Source organism: Aurantimonas manganoxydans SI85-9A1 (assembly GCF_000153465.1).
GTDB lineage: Bacteria > Pseudomonadota > Alphaproteobacteria > Rhizobiales > Rhizobiaceae > Aurantimonas > Aurantimonas manganoxydans.
Genome location: NZ_CH672387.1, coordinates 2,911,154 through 2,929,145, shown reverse-complemented (window position 1 = coordinate 2,929,145; position 17,992 = coordinate 2,911,154). Strand labels below are relative to the sequence as shown.

The window sequence follows — 17,992 nt, the reverse complement described above, 5'->3', positions numbered from 1 at the left end:
GTCAACACCTGCGGAGCTTAATCGCCAGTGTCGGATAGCGAGGACAAATCCTCAAAAACAGAGTTCCCGACCGAGAAGAAGATCAGCGACGCGGTCGAGAAGGGCAACCTTCCGGTTTCGCGGGAAGCGCCTATTCTGGCCTCGCTTCTGGCCATCATGGCGTTCATCGCGCTGCAGGCCCGTGAGGGTGTTCAGCGCCTCCTGCTGTCGCTGCAGACGACGTTCGAGAACCCGCTCCAGTGGGATTTGGATACGAGTGCCGATGCTCTACATGTCCTGCACATGCTGGCCCGCGAGGCCGTCTGGTTCATCCTGCCGGCCGCAGGGCTCTTTGTCGCCGGCGGCGTCATCTCTTCCGTCCTGCAGAATCCGCCCCAGATCAATATCGAGCGCATTCGTCCGAAATGGTCGAACGTGTCGCCGGCATCCGGCTTCACGCGCATTTTCGGCCTGCGCGGGCTGACGGAGTTCGGCAAGGCGGTGTTCAAGTTCATCACCATCGGCGTCGTCGTCAGCATGTTGCTCGTGTCGAGCTTCCCGACGATGATGCAGGCCATGTTCGCGGACCCCGTGCTGGTGCCCGAGTTGATCCTGCAGATGGCGATGAAGCTGCTGTCGGGCATCTCGATCGCCACCATTGTCCTCGTCGCCGCCGACCTGGCCATGACCCGGTTTCACTGGCGCCGCGACCTGATGATGTCGAAGCAGGAAATCAAGGACGAGAACAAGCAGGCCGAGGGCGATCCGCAGATCAAGGCCCGCCAGCGCCAGATCGGCCGTGACCGGGTGCGCCGCCGCATGATGGCCGACGTCCCCCTGGCCACCCTGGTGATCGCCAACCCGACCCATTACGCCATCGCGCTGCGCTATAATCGCGAAGAGGGCGGCGCTCCGATGGTGGTCGCCAAGGGCGCCGATCTGGTCGCTCTGAAAATTCGTGAAATCGCCGAAGCCAACGATGTTCCGGTGATCGAAGACAAGCTCTTGGCAAGGTCGATGTACGATCATGTCGAAATCGATCAGATGATTCCGCCCAAGTTCTTCAAGGCGATCGCTGAGATTATCTATTTCCTCCACTCCCGCACGGGATCCAAGGTAGGAGTTGCTACAGCGTAGCCATGCTGGATATTCGCAAGCACAGGACTTTGTCCCGGGAGCGCGCGCTCGCCGAAGGCATCAAGGAAGTCGCCGCCGAGCTGCGGCTGGTCGAAGTGGTCGATTACATCGCCTTCCTGCGACTGGAGCGCTACGGCAATCTGTCCGACATCGTGACCTCCTCGGCGGAGCTGTTTCTCAAGCCGGGTGTCCTGCGCTTCGCCAATTCCGGCCATGTCCGGGTGTCGTGGGGCACGGTGCCAATCGTCTGCCTGGCGCTGGAATTCGTCTATGACGGCGTGACGGCGCATTTCCAGCTCGAACTGGGCGCCGCCACAGCGGCCGTCGACATCACCTACATCTCCTTCGACAGCCCGGCCTGCCCCGACGAGGGCGTCGAGCGTCTGGAAAACGCCATCCACGACGCGCATCTGAAGCCCCGCGCGTCCTGATCCGGGCGGTCCGGCGGACCGCTGCGATCCCTCTCCGCAAGTCACGCACCAGCCCCGCTCCGCGCGCCATGCCGCGGATGCGGGATTCTGGCCTCCTGCGGGCAATACTGTCCCCCGGACGTTTCATTCCAAGTCGTTCCTGCCGATCCATCAAGCTTCGGACAAGCGCCTCGTCCTAAGGCTGGACCCGTCGCAAGTTTTTCAGCGCGGATCGTCATGGATAGTCTCTACATCTTCGGGCTCGCATCGCAGCGGACCGCCTATCTGGCCCAGCGCCAGACGGTGGTCGCCGAGAATGTCGCCAATGTCGACACGCCCGGCTACACCTCCAAGGATCTCTCGTCCTTCACCGAGGCGCTCGACGCCACGGCGCTGCGCATGTCGCGGTCGCAGGCCATGCATCTGGCCTCGCTGGACAGTGCGGGCGGCGGTTCGGACGTCGTCAACGAGATGCCCTGGAGCGTCAAGCATTCGGGCAACTCCGTCAGCCTGCCGCAGGAAATGCTGAAGGCCGGCGAAGTGTCGCGCGAATACGCCCTCGGCACGTCGGTGGTGAAGTCGTTCCACCGCATGCTCATCATGTCCGCGAAGGGATAATCCGATGGCCGATCCACTGCTCTCGTCTCTGAAGATCGCCGCCAGCGGCCTGCAGGCGCAGTCGACGCGCATGCGCATCGTCTCCGAGAACATCGCCAATGCGCAGACCACCGGCACGACGCCCGGCAGCGACCCGTATCAGCGCAAGATGGTCAGCTTCCAGAGCGAGCTCGACCGGGTCTCGGGTGCCCAGATGGTCTCGGTCGACAAGGTCGGTCGCGACGACACGCCCTTCATCCTGGAAAGCGATCCCGGCAATCCGGCCGCCAATGCCGACGGCTACGTGAAGATGCCGAATGTGCGGATGCTGGTCGAGATGGCCGACATGCGCGAAGCCAACCGCTCCTACGAAGCCAACATCCAGGTGGTGAAGCAGGCGCGTGAAATCATCAACATGACCATCGACCTGCTGAGGAGCTGACCATGATTCCTGCTATCGGAGCGAGCCTGCCCCGCATCCAGACCGGCAGTGTGGACGCCGGCCTCGCCACCACCGGCGCGACCGCGTCCCCGCAGGGCGCCGGCGCCGATTTCAGCGCCGTCCTGTCGCAGATCGCCAAGGACGCGGTCACCACCGTCCAGTCCGCCGAGGCCACCTCGATCAAGGGGATCAACGGCCAGGCGACGACCCAGGCCGTCGTCGAGGCTGTCATGGAAGCCGAGCGGACGCTGCAGACTGCGGTCTCGATCCGCGACAAGGCGGTCAGCGCCTACATGGAACTGTCGCGAATGGCGATCTGATCCGGCGGTCTCCGCCACCTGAAATTTCCCACGGCGCCCCGCATCGACGGGGACCGGGTACACCGTCCTGAAGGAAGCATCCGATGCGAGCCCTTGCGATCGCCGCGACCGGCATGAATGCGCAGCAGACCAATGTCGAGGTCATTGCCAACAACATCGCGAACATCAACACGACCGGCTTCAAGCGGGCCCGTGCCGAGTTCACCGATCTGCTCTACCAGGTCGAGCGCGCCCAGGGCGTCGCGGCCCGCGGCGGGCAGGGCGTGGTGCCCGAGGGCGCCCAGCTCGGCCTCGGTACGCGGCTTGCAGCCATCCGCAACCTGCACATCCAGGGCACGCTCAACCAGACCGGCAACAAGCTCGATCTCGCCCTGAACGGCGAAGGCTGGTTCCAGGTCCAGGGGCCGGGCGGCGAAATCCTCTACACCCGCGACGGCGCCTTCAACACCAATGGCGACGGTCAGCTCGTGACCCTCGACGGCCTGCTGGTCGATCCGGCGATCACCATGCCGGCCAACACCAGCGAAGTCATCGTCAACGAGAGCGGCCAGGTCTTCGCCCGCGTCGGCGGTGCTGCCGATCTGGAAGAGCTCGGCCAGCTGACGCTCGCAACCTTCGCCAACAATGCCGGCCTTGCGGCGCAGGGCGGCAATCTGTTCCGCGAGACGATCGCTTCGGGTGCCCCGACGGCCGGCGTGCCGGGCGACGAGGGCTACGCCACCCTTCAGCAGGGCTATCTGGAAGATTCCAACGTCGATCCGGTGAAGGAAATCTCCGAGCTGATCTCGGCCCAGCGCGCCTACGAGATGAACTCCAAGGTGATCTCGGCCGCCGACGAGATGGCGAGCGTCGTCTCGAAGGGGATTCGCTGAATCATGGGCGGCGGTACGCGCGATCCCGGCCGGGTCATGGCCGTACTCTACGCCGTGGCGCTGGCGCTCGCGGCCCTCGTCATCCTGTCGGTTCCGGTTCGGGCCCTGGCGGCCGAGCTCGAACTGCCGGTGCCGACGACGGTCATCTATCCCGGCCAGAGCGTCACCGGGCCGGGCCTCCACCACAAGGCCTTCTACGTCAAGGACGACAAGATCGGGCTCTACGCCGTCGATGACAGCGCGCTGGTCGGTCGGGTTGCCCGCCGTACCCTTCTGCCGGGCAAGGCGATTCGCCTGTCCGACCTGAAGGAGCCGGATCTGGTGCGCGCCGGAGCCGCCGTTACCCTGGTCTACAGCGAGGCCGGCCTCGTCATCACCGGCCAGGGCACCGCGCTGCGCTCCGCCGGCGCCGGCGAGACCGTGCGCGTCCGCAATGCTGACAGCGGCATCATCGTCTCCGGCATCGTGTCGGCGGACGGAAGCATCAGGATATCGGGATGATCCGCAAGCGTCTGATCCTCGTTGCCGGCCTTGTCGCCGCATTGGTGAACAGCAGCCTGGCGGCCGACTATCCCGGCTCGGGCGGCGGCGTGCCGTCGCTGCCGGCGCCGGTCATCGGCGATGCAGCGAGCGCCCGCGGCAGCGTGCGCATCAAGGACATCGTCGACATCCGCGGCGTGCGCGCCAACCAGCTCGTCGGCTACGGTCTCGTCATCGGCCTGCAGGGCACCGGCGATTCCATGCGCAACTCGCCCTTCACCGAACAGTCGATGCAGTCGATGCTCGACCGCATGGGCGTGAACATCCGCTCGCAGAATTCGCGCAGCAAGAACGTCGCCGCCGTCACCGTGACCAGCGAACTGCCGGCCTTCATTGGCACCGGCTCGCGCATCGACGTGACCGTGTCCTCGCTCGGCGACGCCACCTCGTTGATGGGCGGCACGCTGATGATGACGCCGCTCTACGGCGCCGACGGCGAGATTTATGCGGTTGCACAAGGCTCGCTCGCCGTCAGCGGCTTCGCCTCCGAAGGCGACAGCGAGAAGCTGACCCAGGGCGTGCCGACCACAGGCCGCGTGCCCAACGGGGCGCTGGTCGAGCGCGAAGTGCCCGGCGGCTTCAACGACGACGGCAAGCTGGCGATCGAGCTGCGCAATCCCGATTTCCGCACCTCGATCCGTGTCGTCGACGTGATCAACGATTATGCCCGCAGCCGCTGGGGCCAGCCGGTGGCGCGCGAGGAGGATTTCCGCACGGTGCATCTCAAGCGCCCGTCCGAGGTTTCCAGCACGCGCTTCATCGCCGAGATCGGCGAATTGCGGATCGCACCGGACCAGCCGGCCCGCGTGGTGATCGACGAGCGCACCGGCACCGTCATCATCGGCAAGGACGTGCAGATCTCCCTCGTCGCCGTCACCCACGGCAATCTGACGGTGCGGATCAGCGAGATGCCGTCGGTGTCGCAGCCGGCCCCACTCTCGGACGGCCAGACGGTTGTCACGTCGGAGACCATCATCGATGCCCGCGAGGACGGCGGCAATTTCGCCTTCGTCGGCGGCGCCGATCTCGAAACAGTTGTCCGCGGCCTCAACCGTATCGGACTCAAGCCGACCGGGATCATCGCGATCCTGCAGGCGATCAAGACGGCCGGCGCCCTTCAGGCCGAACTCGTGGTGCAATGATGACCCAGGCTTTCCATCCCCGCTGGCGGTGCCTCGCCCTGTTCCTCACCGTCTCCCTTGCCGCGGGCACGGCCCAAGCGGTCGAAGCCAGGAAGCCGGTGCAGCCGGACGAACTGCCGCCGCAGGAAGTGCGGGTCGTCGGGCCGAAGGGGGAGGTGATCACGCCGCCCAAGCCCTCGACGGAGGTCGAGGCCTATTGCCTGAGCATCGCCGACAAGGCCCAGGACGCGCGCTATGCCCTCGAGCAGAAGCAGCTGACCGAACTGGAAGCGGCGGTCTCCGAGCAGATCGACGAATTGCAGGCCAAGCGCGAGGACTACAACGCCTGGCTCGCCGAGCGTCAGCGCTTCCTCGACGACGCCTCCAAGATCGTCGTCGACATCTACACCAACATGGATTCCGTCGCCGCCGCGTCGCAGCTTGCGATCGTCTCGCGCAGCGATGCCGCGTCTGTGCTGGTGCGCCTGAAATCGCGCCTGGCGAGCGACATCCTCAGCGAGATGGAGCCGAAGGTGGCCGCCGAGATCGCATCGCTCATCGTCGCCAAGACGTCGGCCGGCAGCACGCAGGGCGCCGAGCAGGTTGCGGAGAAGCGCACGTGAAGCCCTTGATCCTTCTCGCCGTCGCGGCCCTCGCCGGCTGTTCGACAGCCGGCAACGACGCGCTGCGCGAGCCGTCGCTCTCGCCGGTCGGCGCAGGGCTTTACGAGTATCCGCCAATCATCGCCCAACCGGCGTCGTTCCCGGCCAGCAAGCCGCACACGTCGCACTCGCTGTGGTCCGACGCCCGGGCCGATTTCTACCAGGACCCGCGGGCTCTGAGCGAGGGCGACATCGTCACCGTCAAGATCCGCATCCGCGACCAGGCCTCGATCGACAACAATTCGGAACGCTCGCGCAAGTCCGGCATCGCTGCCGGTCTCGATCTGGCCGGCAATCTCGGCCAGTACACGCTGCCGACGGTCGGCGCCCAGCTCGGCTCGGACAACAGCTCCGACATGACCGGCAAGGGCAAGATCAAGCGCTCCGAGGACATCGACCTGTCGGTCGCCGCGGTCGTCGGCCAGAAGCTGCCGAACGGCAATCTGTTCATCTCGGGCCAGCAGGAGGTGCGGGTCAATTTCGAGGTGCGCGTGCTGTCGATCGCCGGCATCATCCGGCCGCGCGACATCCTGCCGGACAACACGATCAACTACGACAAGATCGCCGAGGCGCGGATTTCCTACGGCGGCCGCGGCCGGATCACCGACGTCCAGCAGCCCGGCTGGGGGCAGCAGATCTACGACGCCGTCGCCATCCAGTAGGGGACGCTGCCGTCAAGGCAAGTCTCGCGTCAGGCTGAACCGCTAACGCTCGATCGTCGGGCAGGGCTGGACCATGAGGGTCCGTCCGTCGACGAAACAGCGGAAGGGTTCGGCGCATGGCCAGCATTGGCGCATCGGACGAAGAGACCGAAAAGGCAGGGGGCCTGATCCCCACGGCGATCGCAGTGGCGATACTGACGCTCGTGGGCGGCGGCGGCGGCGCGGTGCTGGGCATGATGCTCGCTTCGCCTGAACCCGCAGCGGCCACGACGGCGCCAGCCGAGACGCCTGGCGCCGAGATCGTCGACATCGAGGCCGGCGATCTGGCCGAGAGCGCGGAGAAGCTGCCGCTCAAGCTGATGCCGCTCAAACCGGTCCTCACCAACATCTATTCGCCGCCCCAGACCTGGCTTCGCGTCGAGGCGGCCCTGGTCTATCGCGACGACGGCTCGGCCGATCCCGAGGTGCTGGCCGCCCAGATCGAGGCCGACACGCTGGCCTTCCTGCGCTCGGTGCAATTGTCCCAGGTCGAGGGCACCCGCGGCCTGATGCATCTGCGCGAGGATCTGCGCCAGCGCGCCAAGCTGCGCTCGCCGGCCGTTGTCGACTACCTCATCCAGACGATGATCGCCGAATGAGAACGCTCCTCTTTCTGGCGGCGCTGCTCTTTGCGGGACCAGCTCTCGCACAGACCGCCCAGACCTCAGGGCTGCCCGATCTCGCCGCCCTCCTGCCGGCTGGCGATTCGACCGCGTCCGGCCGCATCGTCCAGCTCTTCGGCATCGTCACCATCCTGTCGATCGCGCCGGGCCTCCTGGTCATGGTCACGTCCTTCACGCGCATCGTCATCGCGCTGTCGATCCTGCGCACCGGTCTCGGCCTTCAGACGACGCCGGCCAACCTGATCCTGATCTCGCTGTCGCTGTTCATGACCTTCTTCGTCATGGCGCCGACCTTCGACCGGGCCTGGAACGACGGCCTGCAGCCGCTCCTGAACAACGAGATCACCGAGGAGGAGGCGTTCTACCGGATCAGCGAGCCGTTCAAGGACTTCATGCTGACGCAGGTGCGGCCGGAAGACCTGACTTTGTTCGGCGATATCGCCGCGGCCACCAGCCGTGAGCGGGTCGAGCCGGAAGAGCAGGGCGCTGCTGACGAGCGCGACGTCGATCTGCGGGAGCTGATCCCGGCCTTCATGATCTCCGAGCTGCGCCGCGGCTTCGAGATCGGCTTCCTCATCGTTCTGCCGTTCCTGGTGATCGACATGATCGTCGCGACCCTGACCATGTCGATGGGCATGATGATGCTGCCGCCGACGATCATCTCGCTGCCGTTCAAGATCCTGTTCTTCATCCTGATCGACGGCTGGAACATGCTGGTCGGATCCCTGGTCCGATCCTTCTTCTGACGACGCGATTTTCCGGGCGCGTCCCGCCTGCCGCGCCGTCAGCCTTAACTCCCCATTAAGGTTAACAAACTACCTTCATGACCAATGGGGGCGAGCGCAGGCGGGCCTCCGTGCGTCGCCGGCGGAATGCGGGCGAAGTTAGCACCGAGGGTAGAGTGTCATGACCAGCATCAATACCAATATCGCGGCCATGGCGGCCTTGCAGACGCTGCAGGCGACCAACCGTTCGATGGATGCGACCCAGAACCGCATCTCGACGGGCTTCCGCGTTGCCGAAGCCAAGGACAATGCCGCCTATTGGTCGATCGCTACCACCATGCGCTCGGACAACAAGGCCCTGTCGGCGGTCGAGGATTCGCTGGGGCTTGGCGCCGCCAAGGTCGACATCGCCTACACCGCGCTCGAAAGCGCCATCGACGTCGTCGACGAGATCAAGGCCAAGCTGGTCGCGGCCAGCGAGCCGGGTGTCGACAAGACCAAGATCCAGTCGGAAATCAGCGAGCTGAAGAAGCAGCTGCAGAGCATCGCGTCCTCCGCCTCGTTCTCCGGAGAGAACTGGCTGCAGAACGACGCGTCGGTGGCTGCCGGCTCCAAGGACATCGTCGCCTCCTTCAACCGCGACTCCACCGGCGCGGTCTCGATCGGCACCATCACCGTCGACGTGACGGCGATGACCCTGATCGGCACGGTGAACGAGACCACCGGTGTTCTGACCAAGAACTACCATGCCGACGGCATCAGCACTCCGATCGGCGACGCCACCGACTACGTTCTGCTGGATGCCGGCGCGACGGGCACGGCCGCGAGCGGCACCGAGATTGCACTGACCGGCACGACCACCACCCTCGAGATTTCGTCGATGATCAAGGTCGTCGACGCGATCCTCAAGGACATGACCAACGTCGCCGCCAATCTCGGCGCCGCCAAGTCGCGTATCGAGCTGCAGCAGAACTTCGTCTCCAATCTCACCGACTCGATTTCGTCGGGCATCGGCGCGCTGGTGGATGCGGACATGACCGAGGAATCGACCCGGCTGAAGGCGCTGCAGACGCAGCAGCAGCTCGGCGTCCAGGCGCTGTCGATCGCCAATTCCTCGAGCCAGGCGATCCTGCAGCTCTTCCAGAACTGACCGACGCAAGACTCCGGCGGCGCCCCTGGCGGGACGCCGGTATGACGAACGAAAGCCGCCCTCCGGGGCGGCTTTTTGCGTTCTGAAGTACTGCGCAGGCCGGGGTGAGGGGAGACGGCCCGAAAGCATCCGTTAACCATGAAAGACAACGGGGCGTTACCGTTAACGCCTCGGAAGGAGCCTGCCGCGATAGTCGTCGCTCATAGCGATGCGTTCCACCTTGCAGGTCGGGAACGTAGGGCATGATGCCGTCTCGCTATACCGGCCAACCCGGACTGTCCCCCCATTCAGTTTTCCGCGTTACGGGACATCATCATGACCTCGATCAACACCAATGTGTCGGCTATGACGGCTCTCCAGAGCCTGTCGATGATCAACAACAACCTCAACGAGACGCAGAGCCGCATCTCGACCGGCTATCGCGTCAACGCGGCGTCCGACAACGCCGCCTACTGGTCGATCGCCACCACGATGCGCTCGGATAACAAGGCGCTCGGCGCCGTCGAGGACGCGCTCGGTCTCGGCCAGGCCAAGCTGGACACCGCCTATACCGGCATGAAGGCCGCCATTGACGTGGTCGACGAGATCAAGGCGAAGCTGGTCGCGGCTCGTGAGCCGGGCGTGGACAAGACCAAGATCCAGGCGGAAATCACCGAGTTGCAGGGCCAGCTCACCTCGATCGCGACCTCGGCCTCCTTCTCGGGCGAGAACTGGCTGTCGATCGGCACCGGCATCGTGGCCGGCACCAAGACGATCGTGTCCTCGTTCAACCGCGCGGCCGATGCCTCGGTTTCGGTCAGCACCATCGGCGTCGACACCACCAAGACCAAGCTGTTCGATACCGACAACACCGATGGCATTCTGGACGTGGGACGCACCAACGGCACCGTCGTCTCCACCTTCACGATTACCGCTGGGACGACGGACGCTCAGGTCTCCGCCATGATTTCGGACGTGGACGAGGCGCTGCAGGCCATGACGACGGCCGCCTCGAACCTGGGCGCCGCCAAAAACCGCGTCGACATCCAGTCGGAATTCGTCTCGACCCTGCGCGACTCCATCGAGAAGGGTGTCGGCACGCTGGTCGATGCGGACATGACCGAGGAGTCGACCCGCCTGAAGGCGCTGCAGACGCAGCAGCAGCTCGGCGTCCAGGCGCTGTCCATCGCCAATTCCTCCTCGGAATCGCTGCTGGCGCTCTTCCGCTAAGACACGCCGCTTCGACATTGAGATCGACGGGTCCGGCTGCAAGGCCGGACCCGTTTTGCGTTGCAGACGGTCTCTGTCGGGCAGGGCAGGGAGGCCTGCCGCCCGGTGACGGAAAACGCCGCAATCCGGCTCACTTCAGAAATTGCAGGAAACAGAAAGCGTTAACCACCTTCCTTAGGTGCTTGGTAGCCAGCTACTGGCATGGTGTCCCTATAGCGAGGTGGCCATTTGTTCTTCGGCCACGGGCATGATGCCGTTTCGTTATGCCGGCCGATCCGGACTGTCCCCCTGTTCATTTTTCCGCGTTACGGGACACCATCATGACCTCGATCAATACCAATACGTCGGCGATGACGGCTCTGCAGAGCCTCTCGATGATCAACAGCAACCTCGACGAGACCCAGAACCGCATCTCGACCGGCTTCCGCGTCGGTGCCGCCTCCGACAACGCCGCCTATTGGTCGATTGCCACCACCATGCGCTCGGACAACAAGGCCCTCGGCGCCGTCGAGGACGCGCTCGGCCTCGGCCAGGCGAAGGTCGATACGGCCTACACCGGCATGAACGCCGCCATCGACGTGGTCGACGAGATCAAGGCGAAGCTGGTCGCGGCGCGCGAGCCGGGCGTCGACAAGACCAAGATCCAGTCCGAAATCACCGAGTTGCAGGGTCAGTTGACCTCGATCGCGACCTCGGCCTCCTTCTCGGGCGAAAACTGGCTGTCGGTCGATTCCACGGCACCGGCCAACGCCACCAAGTCGGTCGTCGCCTCCTTCAACCGTGACAGTGCAGGCGCCGTCTCGGTCGGCACGATCGAGGTCGACACCTCGAAGACCAAGCTGTTCGACGCCGCCACGGACGCCGCCACCGCCGGTACCGGCATCCTCGACGGTATGTACAGCGCAGCCGACGGCAGCTACCTCGCCGATCAGACCGCTGCTGGCTTCAACGTCTCGACCCTCGACATCTCGGCCCTGACGGACGCTGCCGGCGACGTGACGACGCTGAACTCCTACATCAGCGGTGTCGACGATGCCCTGCAGCGGATGACGACGGCTGCCTCGAACCTCGGCGCCGCCAAGAGCCGCATGGATATCCAGTCGGAGTTCGTCTCCAACCTGCGCGATTCCATCGAGAAGGGCGTCGGCACGCTGGTGGATGCGGACATGACGGAAGAGTCGACCCGGCTGAAGGCCCTGCAGACCCAGCAGCAGCTGGGCGTCCAGGCGCTGTCGATCGCCAACTCCTCCTCGCAGTCGCTGCTGTCGCTCTTCCGCTAAGACACGACACCTCGACACTGAGACCGACGGATCCGGCCGCAAGGCCGGGCCCGTTTTTGCATGCGCGGACGGGCGGTCAGCGGGGGCGGACCAAATAGCCGCCATCGACAGAAGAATGGTTGAAATTTGCTACCGTTTCGAATTCGTTTTGAAAAAGAATATGTTAACCACATTCCTTAGGCGCTTGGTAGCCAGCCGCTGGCATGTTGCGGGCATAGCGAGGTGGCCAATTGGGCCACGGGCATGAAGCCGTTTCGCTATCCCGGCCAGCCCGGACTGTCCCCCCTGTTCATTTTCCGCGTTACGGGACACCAACATGACCTCGATCAATACCAACGTGTCGGCAATGACGGCTCTCCAGAGCCTGTCGATGATCAACAGCAATCTCGACGAGACCCAGAACCGCATTTCGACCGGCTTCCGCGTTGGTGCGGCGTCGGACAACGCGGCCTACTGGTCGATCGCCACCACGATGCGTTCGGACAACAAGGCGCTCGGCGCCGTCGAGGACGCGCTCGGTCTCGGCCAGGCGAAGGTCGACACCGCCTACACCGGCATGAAGGCCGCCATCGACGTCGTCGATGAGATGAAGTCGAAGCTCGTCGCAGCGCGCGAGCCGGGCGTCGACAAGTCGAAGATCCAGGCGGAACTCAAGGAACTGCAGGGTCAGCTGACCTCGATCGCCTCGTCCGCCTCCTTCTCCGGCGAGAACTGGCTGTCCTTCGACGGTGCCGCAAACACGTCGAAGAGCGTGGTGGCGTCCTTCAACCGCAGCGCGGCCGGTGCGGTGTCGGTCGGCACGATCGACATCGTCATCGGTGGTACGAAGCTGTTCGGTGACGACACGGTCGGCGTCGGCGGTGCCAACAACGGCATCCTGAACACGGCCTTCACCACCACGGGCGCCGGCGCTGCCACCGTATCGGTGAGCACACTCGACATCACCGCAGCGAACATCGACGACACCGACATCAGCGAGATGATCTCGGCCGTCGACGGCGCGATCCAGTCGATGACCACCGGTGCCTCGAACCTCGGTGCCGCCAAGAGCCGTATGGATATCCAGTCGGAGTTCGTCTCCAACCTGCGCGATTCCATCGAGAAGGGTGTCGGCACGCTGGTCGATGCGGACATGACCGAGGAATCGACCCGCCTGAAGGCGCTGCAGACCCAGCAACAGCTGGGCGTCCAGGCGCTGTCGATCGCCAACTCCTCCTCGCAGTCGCTGCTGTCCCTCTTCCGCTAAGACACGACACCTCGACATTGAGACAGACGGGTCCGGCCGCAAGGCCGGGCCCGTTTTTGCGTTCGGGAAGAAAGCTGCATGACGCTGTCCATCTCCCCATGCAGCAGCAGAAAGCTTCCACGAAGTAAAGCGTTAACCATTCTACTTAAGCGAAACGTAGCGATAAGCTGACAGCCTGAGGGTATAGCGAAGTGGTCTGCCAGAGTTCCGGCCACAGGCATGATGCCGTTTCGCTATGCCGGCCAACCCGGACTGTCCCCCTGTTCATTTTTCCGCGTTACGGGACACAACATGACCTCGATCAATACCAACGTGTCGGCGATGACGGCTCTGCAGAGCCTGTCGATGATCAACAACAACCTCGACGAGACGCAGAACCGCATCTCGACCGGCTACCGCGTCGGTGCGGCGTCGGACAACGCCGCCTACTGGTCGATCGCCACCACGATGCGCTCGGACAACAAGGCCCTCGGCGCGGTCGAAGACGCCCTCGGCCTCGGCCAGGCGAAGGTCGATACGGCCTATACCGGCATGAAGGCCGCCATCGACGTTGTCGACGAGATCAAGACCAAGCTGGTTGCCGCGCGCGAGCCGGGTGTCGATCGCAACAAGATCCAGTCCGAGATCGCCGAACTGAAGAACCAGCTGACGTCGATCTCCGAATCGGCCTCCTTCTCCGGCGAGAACTGGCTGAATTTCGACGGAGCGGCCGTCACCAAGAACGTCGTCGCCTCGTTCAACCGCAGCAGCGCGGGCGCCGTCTCTGTCGGGACGATCGCCATCGACGCATCGGCGGTGAAGCTCATCGGCAACAATGGTGCGGGTGTCCCGACACCGGCAGACGACGACGGTATCCTCAACAAGGATGCGCTGATTGGTGACGATGCCACGAAGATCGCCGGCAACGTCATGGACATCGACATCAGCACGGCGGTCCTCAACCAGGCCGCGGTCGATGGCGCCTACACGACCGCCGAGACCGTCGAGACCGTCATCGACGCGATGATCTCGAATGTCGACACGGCGCTGAAGAGCATGACCACCGCCGCGTCCAATCTCGGCGCCGCCCAGAGCCGCATGAATATCCAGTCGGAGTTCGTCTCCAACCTGCGCGATTCCATCGAGAAGGGTGTCGGCACGCTGGTGGATGCGGACATGACGGAAGAGTCGACCCGCCTGAAGGCGCTGCAGACGCAGCAGCAGCTGGGCGTGCAGGCGCTGTCGATCGCCAACTCCTCCTCGCAGTCGCTGATGTCGCTGTTCCGCTAATCCGGAACGCAGCCATTCTGAAGCGAACGGGTCCGGCCGCAAGGCCGGGCCCGTTTTTGCGTTCGGGGCAGGGCGGTTAGCCCGCATCTTAGCATTTGATTCAGGATGAACTTTGAAGCGAAGATCGGCAGATGTCGTTAACTATCAAATTTAAGTAGTGGGTAGGTCCGGCGGCGCAAAGTAGCGTCATGGCGAGGTGACGGGCATAGGGAACGCCGGTCACGGGCATGATGCCGCTTCGTTATACCGGCCGGCCCGGACTGTCCCCTGTTTGAAATTCCGCGTTACGGGACAACACAATGACCTCGATCAATACCAATACTTCGGCAATGACGGCTCTGCAGAGCCTGTCGGCGATCAACAACAGCCTCGACGAGACCCAGAACCGCATCTCGACCGGCTACCGCGTCGGTGCGGCGTCGGACAACGCCGCCTACTGGTCGATCGCGACCACGATGCGGTCCGACAACAAGGCGCTCGGCGCCGTCGAAGACGCCCTCGGCCTCGGCCAGGCGAAGGTCGATACGGCCTATACCGGCATGACCGCCGCCATCGACGTGGTCGACGAGATCAAGACCAAGCTGGTTGCCGCGCGCGAGCCGGGTGTCGACAAGACCAAGATCCAGTCCGAAATCAAGGAACTGCAGGGCCAGCTGACCTCGATCGCGTCCTCCGCCTCTTTCTCGGGCGAGAACTGGCTGTCGATCGGCACGGGTATCGCCGCCGGCACCAAGAACGTCGTGGCCTCGTTCAACCGCGCCGCTGACGGCACGGTCTCGGTCGGTACCATCGGCGTCGACACCACCAAGACGAAGCTGTTCGATACCGACAATACCAACGGTATCCTGGACGGCGCACGCACCGGCACCACTGTCGTGTCGACGCTGGCTCTGACCGGCGCGACGACCGACGCGGCGATCTCGACGATGATCTCGGACGTCGACGAAGCGATCGGGCTGATGACGACCGCTGCCTCGAACCTGGGCGCTGCCAAGAGCCGCATGGATATCCAGTCGGAGTTCGTCTCCAACCTGCGCGATTCCATCGAGAAGGGTGTCGGCACGCTGGTCGATGCGGACATGACCGAAGAGTCGACCCGCCTGAAGGCGCTGCAGACGCAGCAGCAGCTGGGTGTGCAGGCGCTGTCGATCGCCAACTCCTCCTCGCAGTCGCTGCTGTCGCTCTTCCGTTAAGACACGACACCTCGACACTGAGACCGACGGGTCCGGCCGCAAGGCCGGGCCCGTTTTCGCGTTGATGCGGGCGCGCATTGCAGCGATTCCGCAAGGTTTCATTAGCGCTTGATTCAGGATGCCACGGCAAAGCCGGGCCCGGACCTGACGTTAACTATCTGGCTTAAGTAGCCGGTAGTCGATGCCGGCCGATGGTGCCCCCATAGCGAGGTGACCGGCGAACACATCATCGGTCACGGGCATGATGCCGCTTCGTTATGCCGGCCGATCCGGACTGTCCCCTGTTTGAAATTCCGCGTTACGGGACAACACAATGACCTCGATCAACACCAATACGTCGGCAATGACGGCTCTCCAGAGCCTGTCGGCAATCAACAGCAGCCTCGACCAGACCCAGAACCGCATCTCCACCGGCTACCGCGTCGGTGCGGCGTCGGACAACGCCGCCTACTGGTCGATCGCGACCACGATGCGGTCCGACAACAAGGCGCTCGGTGCCGTTCAGGACGCCCTCGGCCTCGGCCAGGCGAAGGTTGATACGGCTTATACCGGCATGACCGCCGCCATCGACGTCGTCGACGAGATCAAGTCGAAGCTGGTTGCCGCGCGCGAGCCGGGTGTCGACAAGACCAAGATCAACTCGGAAATCAAGGAACTGCAGGGCCAGCTCACCTCGATCGCCTCGTCGGCGTCGTTCTCGGGCGAGAACTGGCTGTCGGTCAACAGCGGTGCTGCGGGCTACACGGCGACGAAGTCCGTCGTCGCGTCGTTCAACCGCGATTCCGGCGGCAACGTCTCGGTCGGCACCATCGGCGTCGACACGTCGAAGACCAAGCTGTTCGATTCGAACGGCGCGGCCGGCATTCTCGACACGGGTCGCACGGGTGGCACGGTCGTCTCCACCTTCACGCTGACCGGTGCCACCACCGACGCGAACATCTCGACGATGATCTCGGACGTGGACGAGGCCCTCGGTGCGATGACCACCGCTGCTTCCAACCTCGGCGCCGCCAAGAGCCGCATGGATATCCAGTCGGAGTTCGTCTCCAACCTGCGCGACTCCATCGAGAAGGGCGTCGGCACGCTGGTCGATGCGGACATGACCGAGGAATCGACCCGCCTGAAGGCGCTGCAGACGCAGCAGCAGTTGGGCGTCCAGGCGCTGTCGATCGCCAACTCCTCCTCGCAGTCGCTGCTGTCGCTCTTCCGTTAAGACACGACATCTCGACACTGGAGACAGACGGGTCCGGCCGAAAGGCCGGGCCCGTTTTCGTGTCTGCCCATAAAAGCCTGCCAGCCTATCTCTCGACTTTTAGCGGTCTTGTTAATCTTTCGTTGAGGATGACTGCGATCCGGGCCGGTCCTGCCCACGCGTTAACCAATGAATTTAAGTAGCCGGTAGTCGATGCCGGCCGATGGTGCCCCCATAGCGAGGTGACCGGCGAACAGATCGTCGGTCACGGGCATGATGCCGCTTCGTTATGCCGGCCGATCCGGACTGTCCCCTGTTTGAAATTCCGCGTTACGGGACAACACAATGACTTCCATCAACACCAATACGTCGGCGATGACGGCTCTGCAGAGCCTGTCGGCAATCAACAGCAGCCTCGACCAGACCCAGAACCGCATCTCGACCGGTTACCGCGTCGGTGCGGCGTCGGACAACGCCGCCTACTGGTCGATCGCGACCACGATGCGGTCCGACAACAAGGCGCTCGGCGCCGTCGAGGACGCCCTCGGCCTTGGCCAGGCGAAGGTCGACGTGGCCTATACGGGCATGGAAGCGGCGATCGACGTCACCTCCGAAATCAAGTCCAAGCTGCTGGCGGCTCTCGAGCCGGGCGTCGACAAGACCAAGATCAATTCGGAACTGACCGAGCTGAAGAACCAGCTGTCCAGCATCGCGTCCTCGGCCAGCTTCTCGGGCGAGAACTGGCTGCAGAACTCGACCGCGACCGCAGCCGGCACCAAGAACGTCGTCTCGTCGTTCAACCGCGATTCCGGCGGCAACGTCTCGGTCGGCACCATCGGCCTGAACGTCTCCAGCATGACGCTGATCGGAACCGACGACGAGACCCTGGGTCTGCTGACCAAGGACTACGATGCCGACCAGCTGCTGGCGACGCCGACGACCACGCCGGACAATTACCGACTGATCGACGTCACCGGCGAAACGACTTCGGCCACGGGTACGGTGATTGCACTGGCCAGCACCACAACGGATGCACAGGTGAACGCCATGGTGCGGGTCGTCGACAAGATCCTTTCGGACATGACCACGGCGGCTTCCAATCTCGGTGCCTCCAAGAGCCGCATGGATATCCAGTCGGAGTTCGTCTCCAACCTGCGAAACTCCATCGACAAGGGCGTCGGTACGCTGGTCGATGCGGACATGACCGAGGAGTCGACCCGGCTGAAGGCGCTGCAGACGCAGCAGCAGCTCGGCGTCCAGGCGCTGTCGATCGCCAACTCGTCCTCGCAGTCGGTGCTGTCGCTCTTCCGTTAATCGGTTCGCA

General features: G+C 64.1%; 20 protein-coding genes. All 20 read left to right on the top strand.

Translation table 11 applies throughout. The features are described 5' to 3' along the window. The first annotated feature begins 27 nt into the window (after window positions 1–27). The 20 genes from flhB to SI859A1_RS13770 all read left to right on the top strand — a co-directional run bounded on the left by flhB (window position 28) and on the right by SI859A1_RS13770 (window position 17,982). Window positions 28–1,116, top strand: a complete 1,089-nt coding sequence (flhB, locus tag SI859A1_RS13865; RefSeq protein ID WP_009210356.1) for a flagellar biosynthesis protein FlhB — start codon at window positions 28–30, stop codon at window positions 1,114–1,116. A gap of 2 nt (window positions 1,117–1,118) precedes the next feature. Further along, window positions 1,119–1,547, top strand: a complete 429-nt coding sequence (locus SI859A1_RS13860; RefSeq protein ID WP_081451403.1) for a BspJ family T4SS effector nucleomodulin — start codon at window positions 1,119–1,121, stop codon at window positions 1,545–1,547. A gap of 216 nt (window positions 1,548–1,763) precedes the next feature. Continuing rightward, the gene (flgB, locus tag SI859A1_RS13855) at window positions 1,764–2,144 is read left to right on the top strand and encodes a flagellar basal body rod protein FlgB (protein WP_009210355.1); all 381 of its coding nucleotides are present in this window, start codon (window positions 1,764–1,766) and stop codon (window positions 2,142–2,144) included. Window positions 2,145–2,148: 4 nt separating this feature from the next. Continuing rightward, window positions 2,149–2,565, top strand: a complete 417-nt coding sequence (gene flgC, locus SI859A1_RS13850) for a flagellar basal body rod protein FlgC (protein ID WP_009210354.1) — start codon at window positions 2,149–2,151, stop codon at window positions 2,563–2,565. Window positions 2,566–2,567: 2 nt separating this feature from the next. Beyond that, a complete protein-coding gene (fliE, locus tag SI859A1_RS13845) occupies window positions 2,568–2,885 on the top strand; it encodes a flagellar hook-basal body complex protein FliE (RefSeq protein WP_040325836.1) in 318 nt (105 codons plus the stop codon). Between the two features lie 83 nt (window positions 2,886–2,968). After that, on the top strand, window positions 2,969–3,757 hold the full coding sequence (flgG, locus tag SI859A1_RS13840; RefSeq protein ID WP_009210353.1) for a flagellar basal-body rod protein FlgG: 789 nt from the start codon (window positions 2,969–2,971) through the stop codon (window positions 3,755–3,757). A 3-nt stretch (window positions 3,758–3,760) separates the two neighbouring features. Next, window positions 3,761–4,258, top strand: a complete 498-nt coding sequence (gene flgA, locus SI859A1_RS13835) for a flagellar basal body P-ring formation chaperone FlgA (RefSeq protein ID WP_009210352.1) — start codon at window positions 3,761–3,763, stop codon at window positions 4,256–4,258. Next, window positions 4,255–5,439, top strand: a complete 1,185-nt coding sequence (flgI, locus tag SI859A1_RS13830) for a flagellar basal body P-ring protein FlgI (protein WP_081451402.1) — start codon at window positions 4,255–4,257, stop codon at window positions 5,437–5,439. Before flgA ends, flgI begins: the two co-directional genes overlap by 4 nt. Beyond that, window positions 5,439–6,041 (top strand): MotE family protein, encoded by a 603-nt coding sequence (locus tag SI859A1_RS13825; RefSeq protein ID WP_148233849.1) that lies wholly within the window; start codon window positions 5,439–5,441, stop codon window positions 6,039–6,041. The genes flgI and SI859A1_RS13825 overlap by 1 nt, the downstream gene beginning before the upstream one ends. Next, on the top strand, window positions 6,038–6,742 hold the full coding sequence (gene flgH, locus SI859A1_RS13820) for a flagellar basal body L-ring protein FlgH (RefSeq protein ID WP_009210349.1): 705 nt from the start codon (window positions 6,038–6,040) through the stop codon (window positions 6,740–6,742). Before SI859A1_RS13825 ends, flgH begins: the two co-directional genes overlap by 4 nt. A gap of 116 nt (window positions 6,743–6,858) precedes the next feature. Beyond that, window positions 6,859–7,380, top strand: a complete 522-nt coding sequence (locus tag SI859A1_RS13815; RefSeq protein WP_040325835.1) for a flagellar basal body-associated FliL family protein — start codon at window positions 6,859–6,861, stop codon at window positions 7,378–7,380. After that, window positions 7,377–8,150 (top strand): flagellar type III secretion system pore protein FliP, encoded by a 774-nt coding sequence (fliP, locus tag SI859A1_RS13810; protein ID WP_009210348.1) that lies wholly within the window; start codon window positions 7,377–7,379, stop codon window positions 8,148–8,150. The genes SI859A1_RS13815 and fliP overlap by 4 nt, the downstream gene beginning before the upstream one ends. Window positions 8,151–8,310: 160 nt before the next feature. Continuing rightward, window positions 8,311–9,279 carry a flagellin N-terminal helical domain-containing protein gene (locus SI859A1_RS13805; RefSeq protein WP_009210347.1) on the top strand — a complete coding sequence of 323 codons (969 nt, stop codon included), beginning with the start codon at window positions 8,311–8,313 and terminating at the stop codon, window positions 9,277–9,279. Between the two features lie 315 nt (window positions 9,280–9,594). After that, the gene (locus SI859A1_RS13800; protein ID WP_009210346.1) at window positions 9,595–10,488 is read left to right on the top strand and encodes a flagellin N-terminal helical domain-containing protein; all 894 of its coding nucleotides are present in this window, start codon (window positions 9,595–9,597) and stop codon (window positions 10,486–10,488) included. A gap of 320 nt (window positions 10,489–10,808) precedes the next feature. Then, window positions 10,809–11,768: a flagellin N-terminal helical domain-containing protein gene (locus tag SI859A1_RS13795; RefSeq protein ID WP_009210345.1), complete on the top strand. Its 960-nt coding sequence runs from the start codon at window positions 10,809–10,811 to the stop codon at window positions 11,766–11,768. Window positions 11,769–12,084: 316 nt separating this feature from the next. After that, a complete protein-coding gene (locus SI859A1_RS13790) occupies window positions 12,085–13,014 on the top strand; it encodes a flagellin N-terminal helical domain-containing protein (RefSeq protein WP_009210344.1) in 930 nt (309 codons plus the stop codon). 291 nt (window positions 13,015–13,305) lie between these two features. Beyond that, window positions 13,306–14,283 (top strand): flagellin N-terminal helical domain-containing protein, encoded by a 978-nt coding sequence (locus SI859A1_RS13785; RefSeq protein WP_009210343.1) that lies wholly within the window; start codon window positions 13,306–13,308, stop codon window positions 14,281–14,283. 299 nt (window positions 14,284–14,582) lie between these two features. Then, window positions 14,583–15,476: a flagellin N-terminal helical domain-containing protein gene (locus SI859A1_RS13780; RefSeq protein WP_009210342.1), complete on the top strand. Its 894-nt coding sequence runs from the start codon at window positions 14,583–14,585 to the stop codon at window positions 15,474–15,476. 313 nt (window positions 15,477–15,789) lie between these two features. Continuing rightward, window positions 15,790–16,689, top strand: coding sequence for a flagellin N-terminal helical domain-containing protein (locus SI859A1_RS13775; protein WP_009210341.1), 900 nt, complete (start codon window positions 15,790–15,792; stop codon window positions 16,687–16,689). A gap of 324 nt (window positions 16,690–17,013) precedes the next feature. Beyond that, window positions 17,014–17,982, top strand: a complete 969-nt coding sequence (locus SI859A1_RS13770; RefSeq protein ID WP_009210340.1) for a flagellin N-terminal helical domain-containing protein — start codon at window positions 17,014–17,016, stop codon at window positions 17,980–17,982. The last annotated feature ends 10 nt before the right edge of the window (window positions 17,983–17,992 follow it).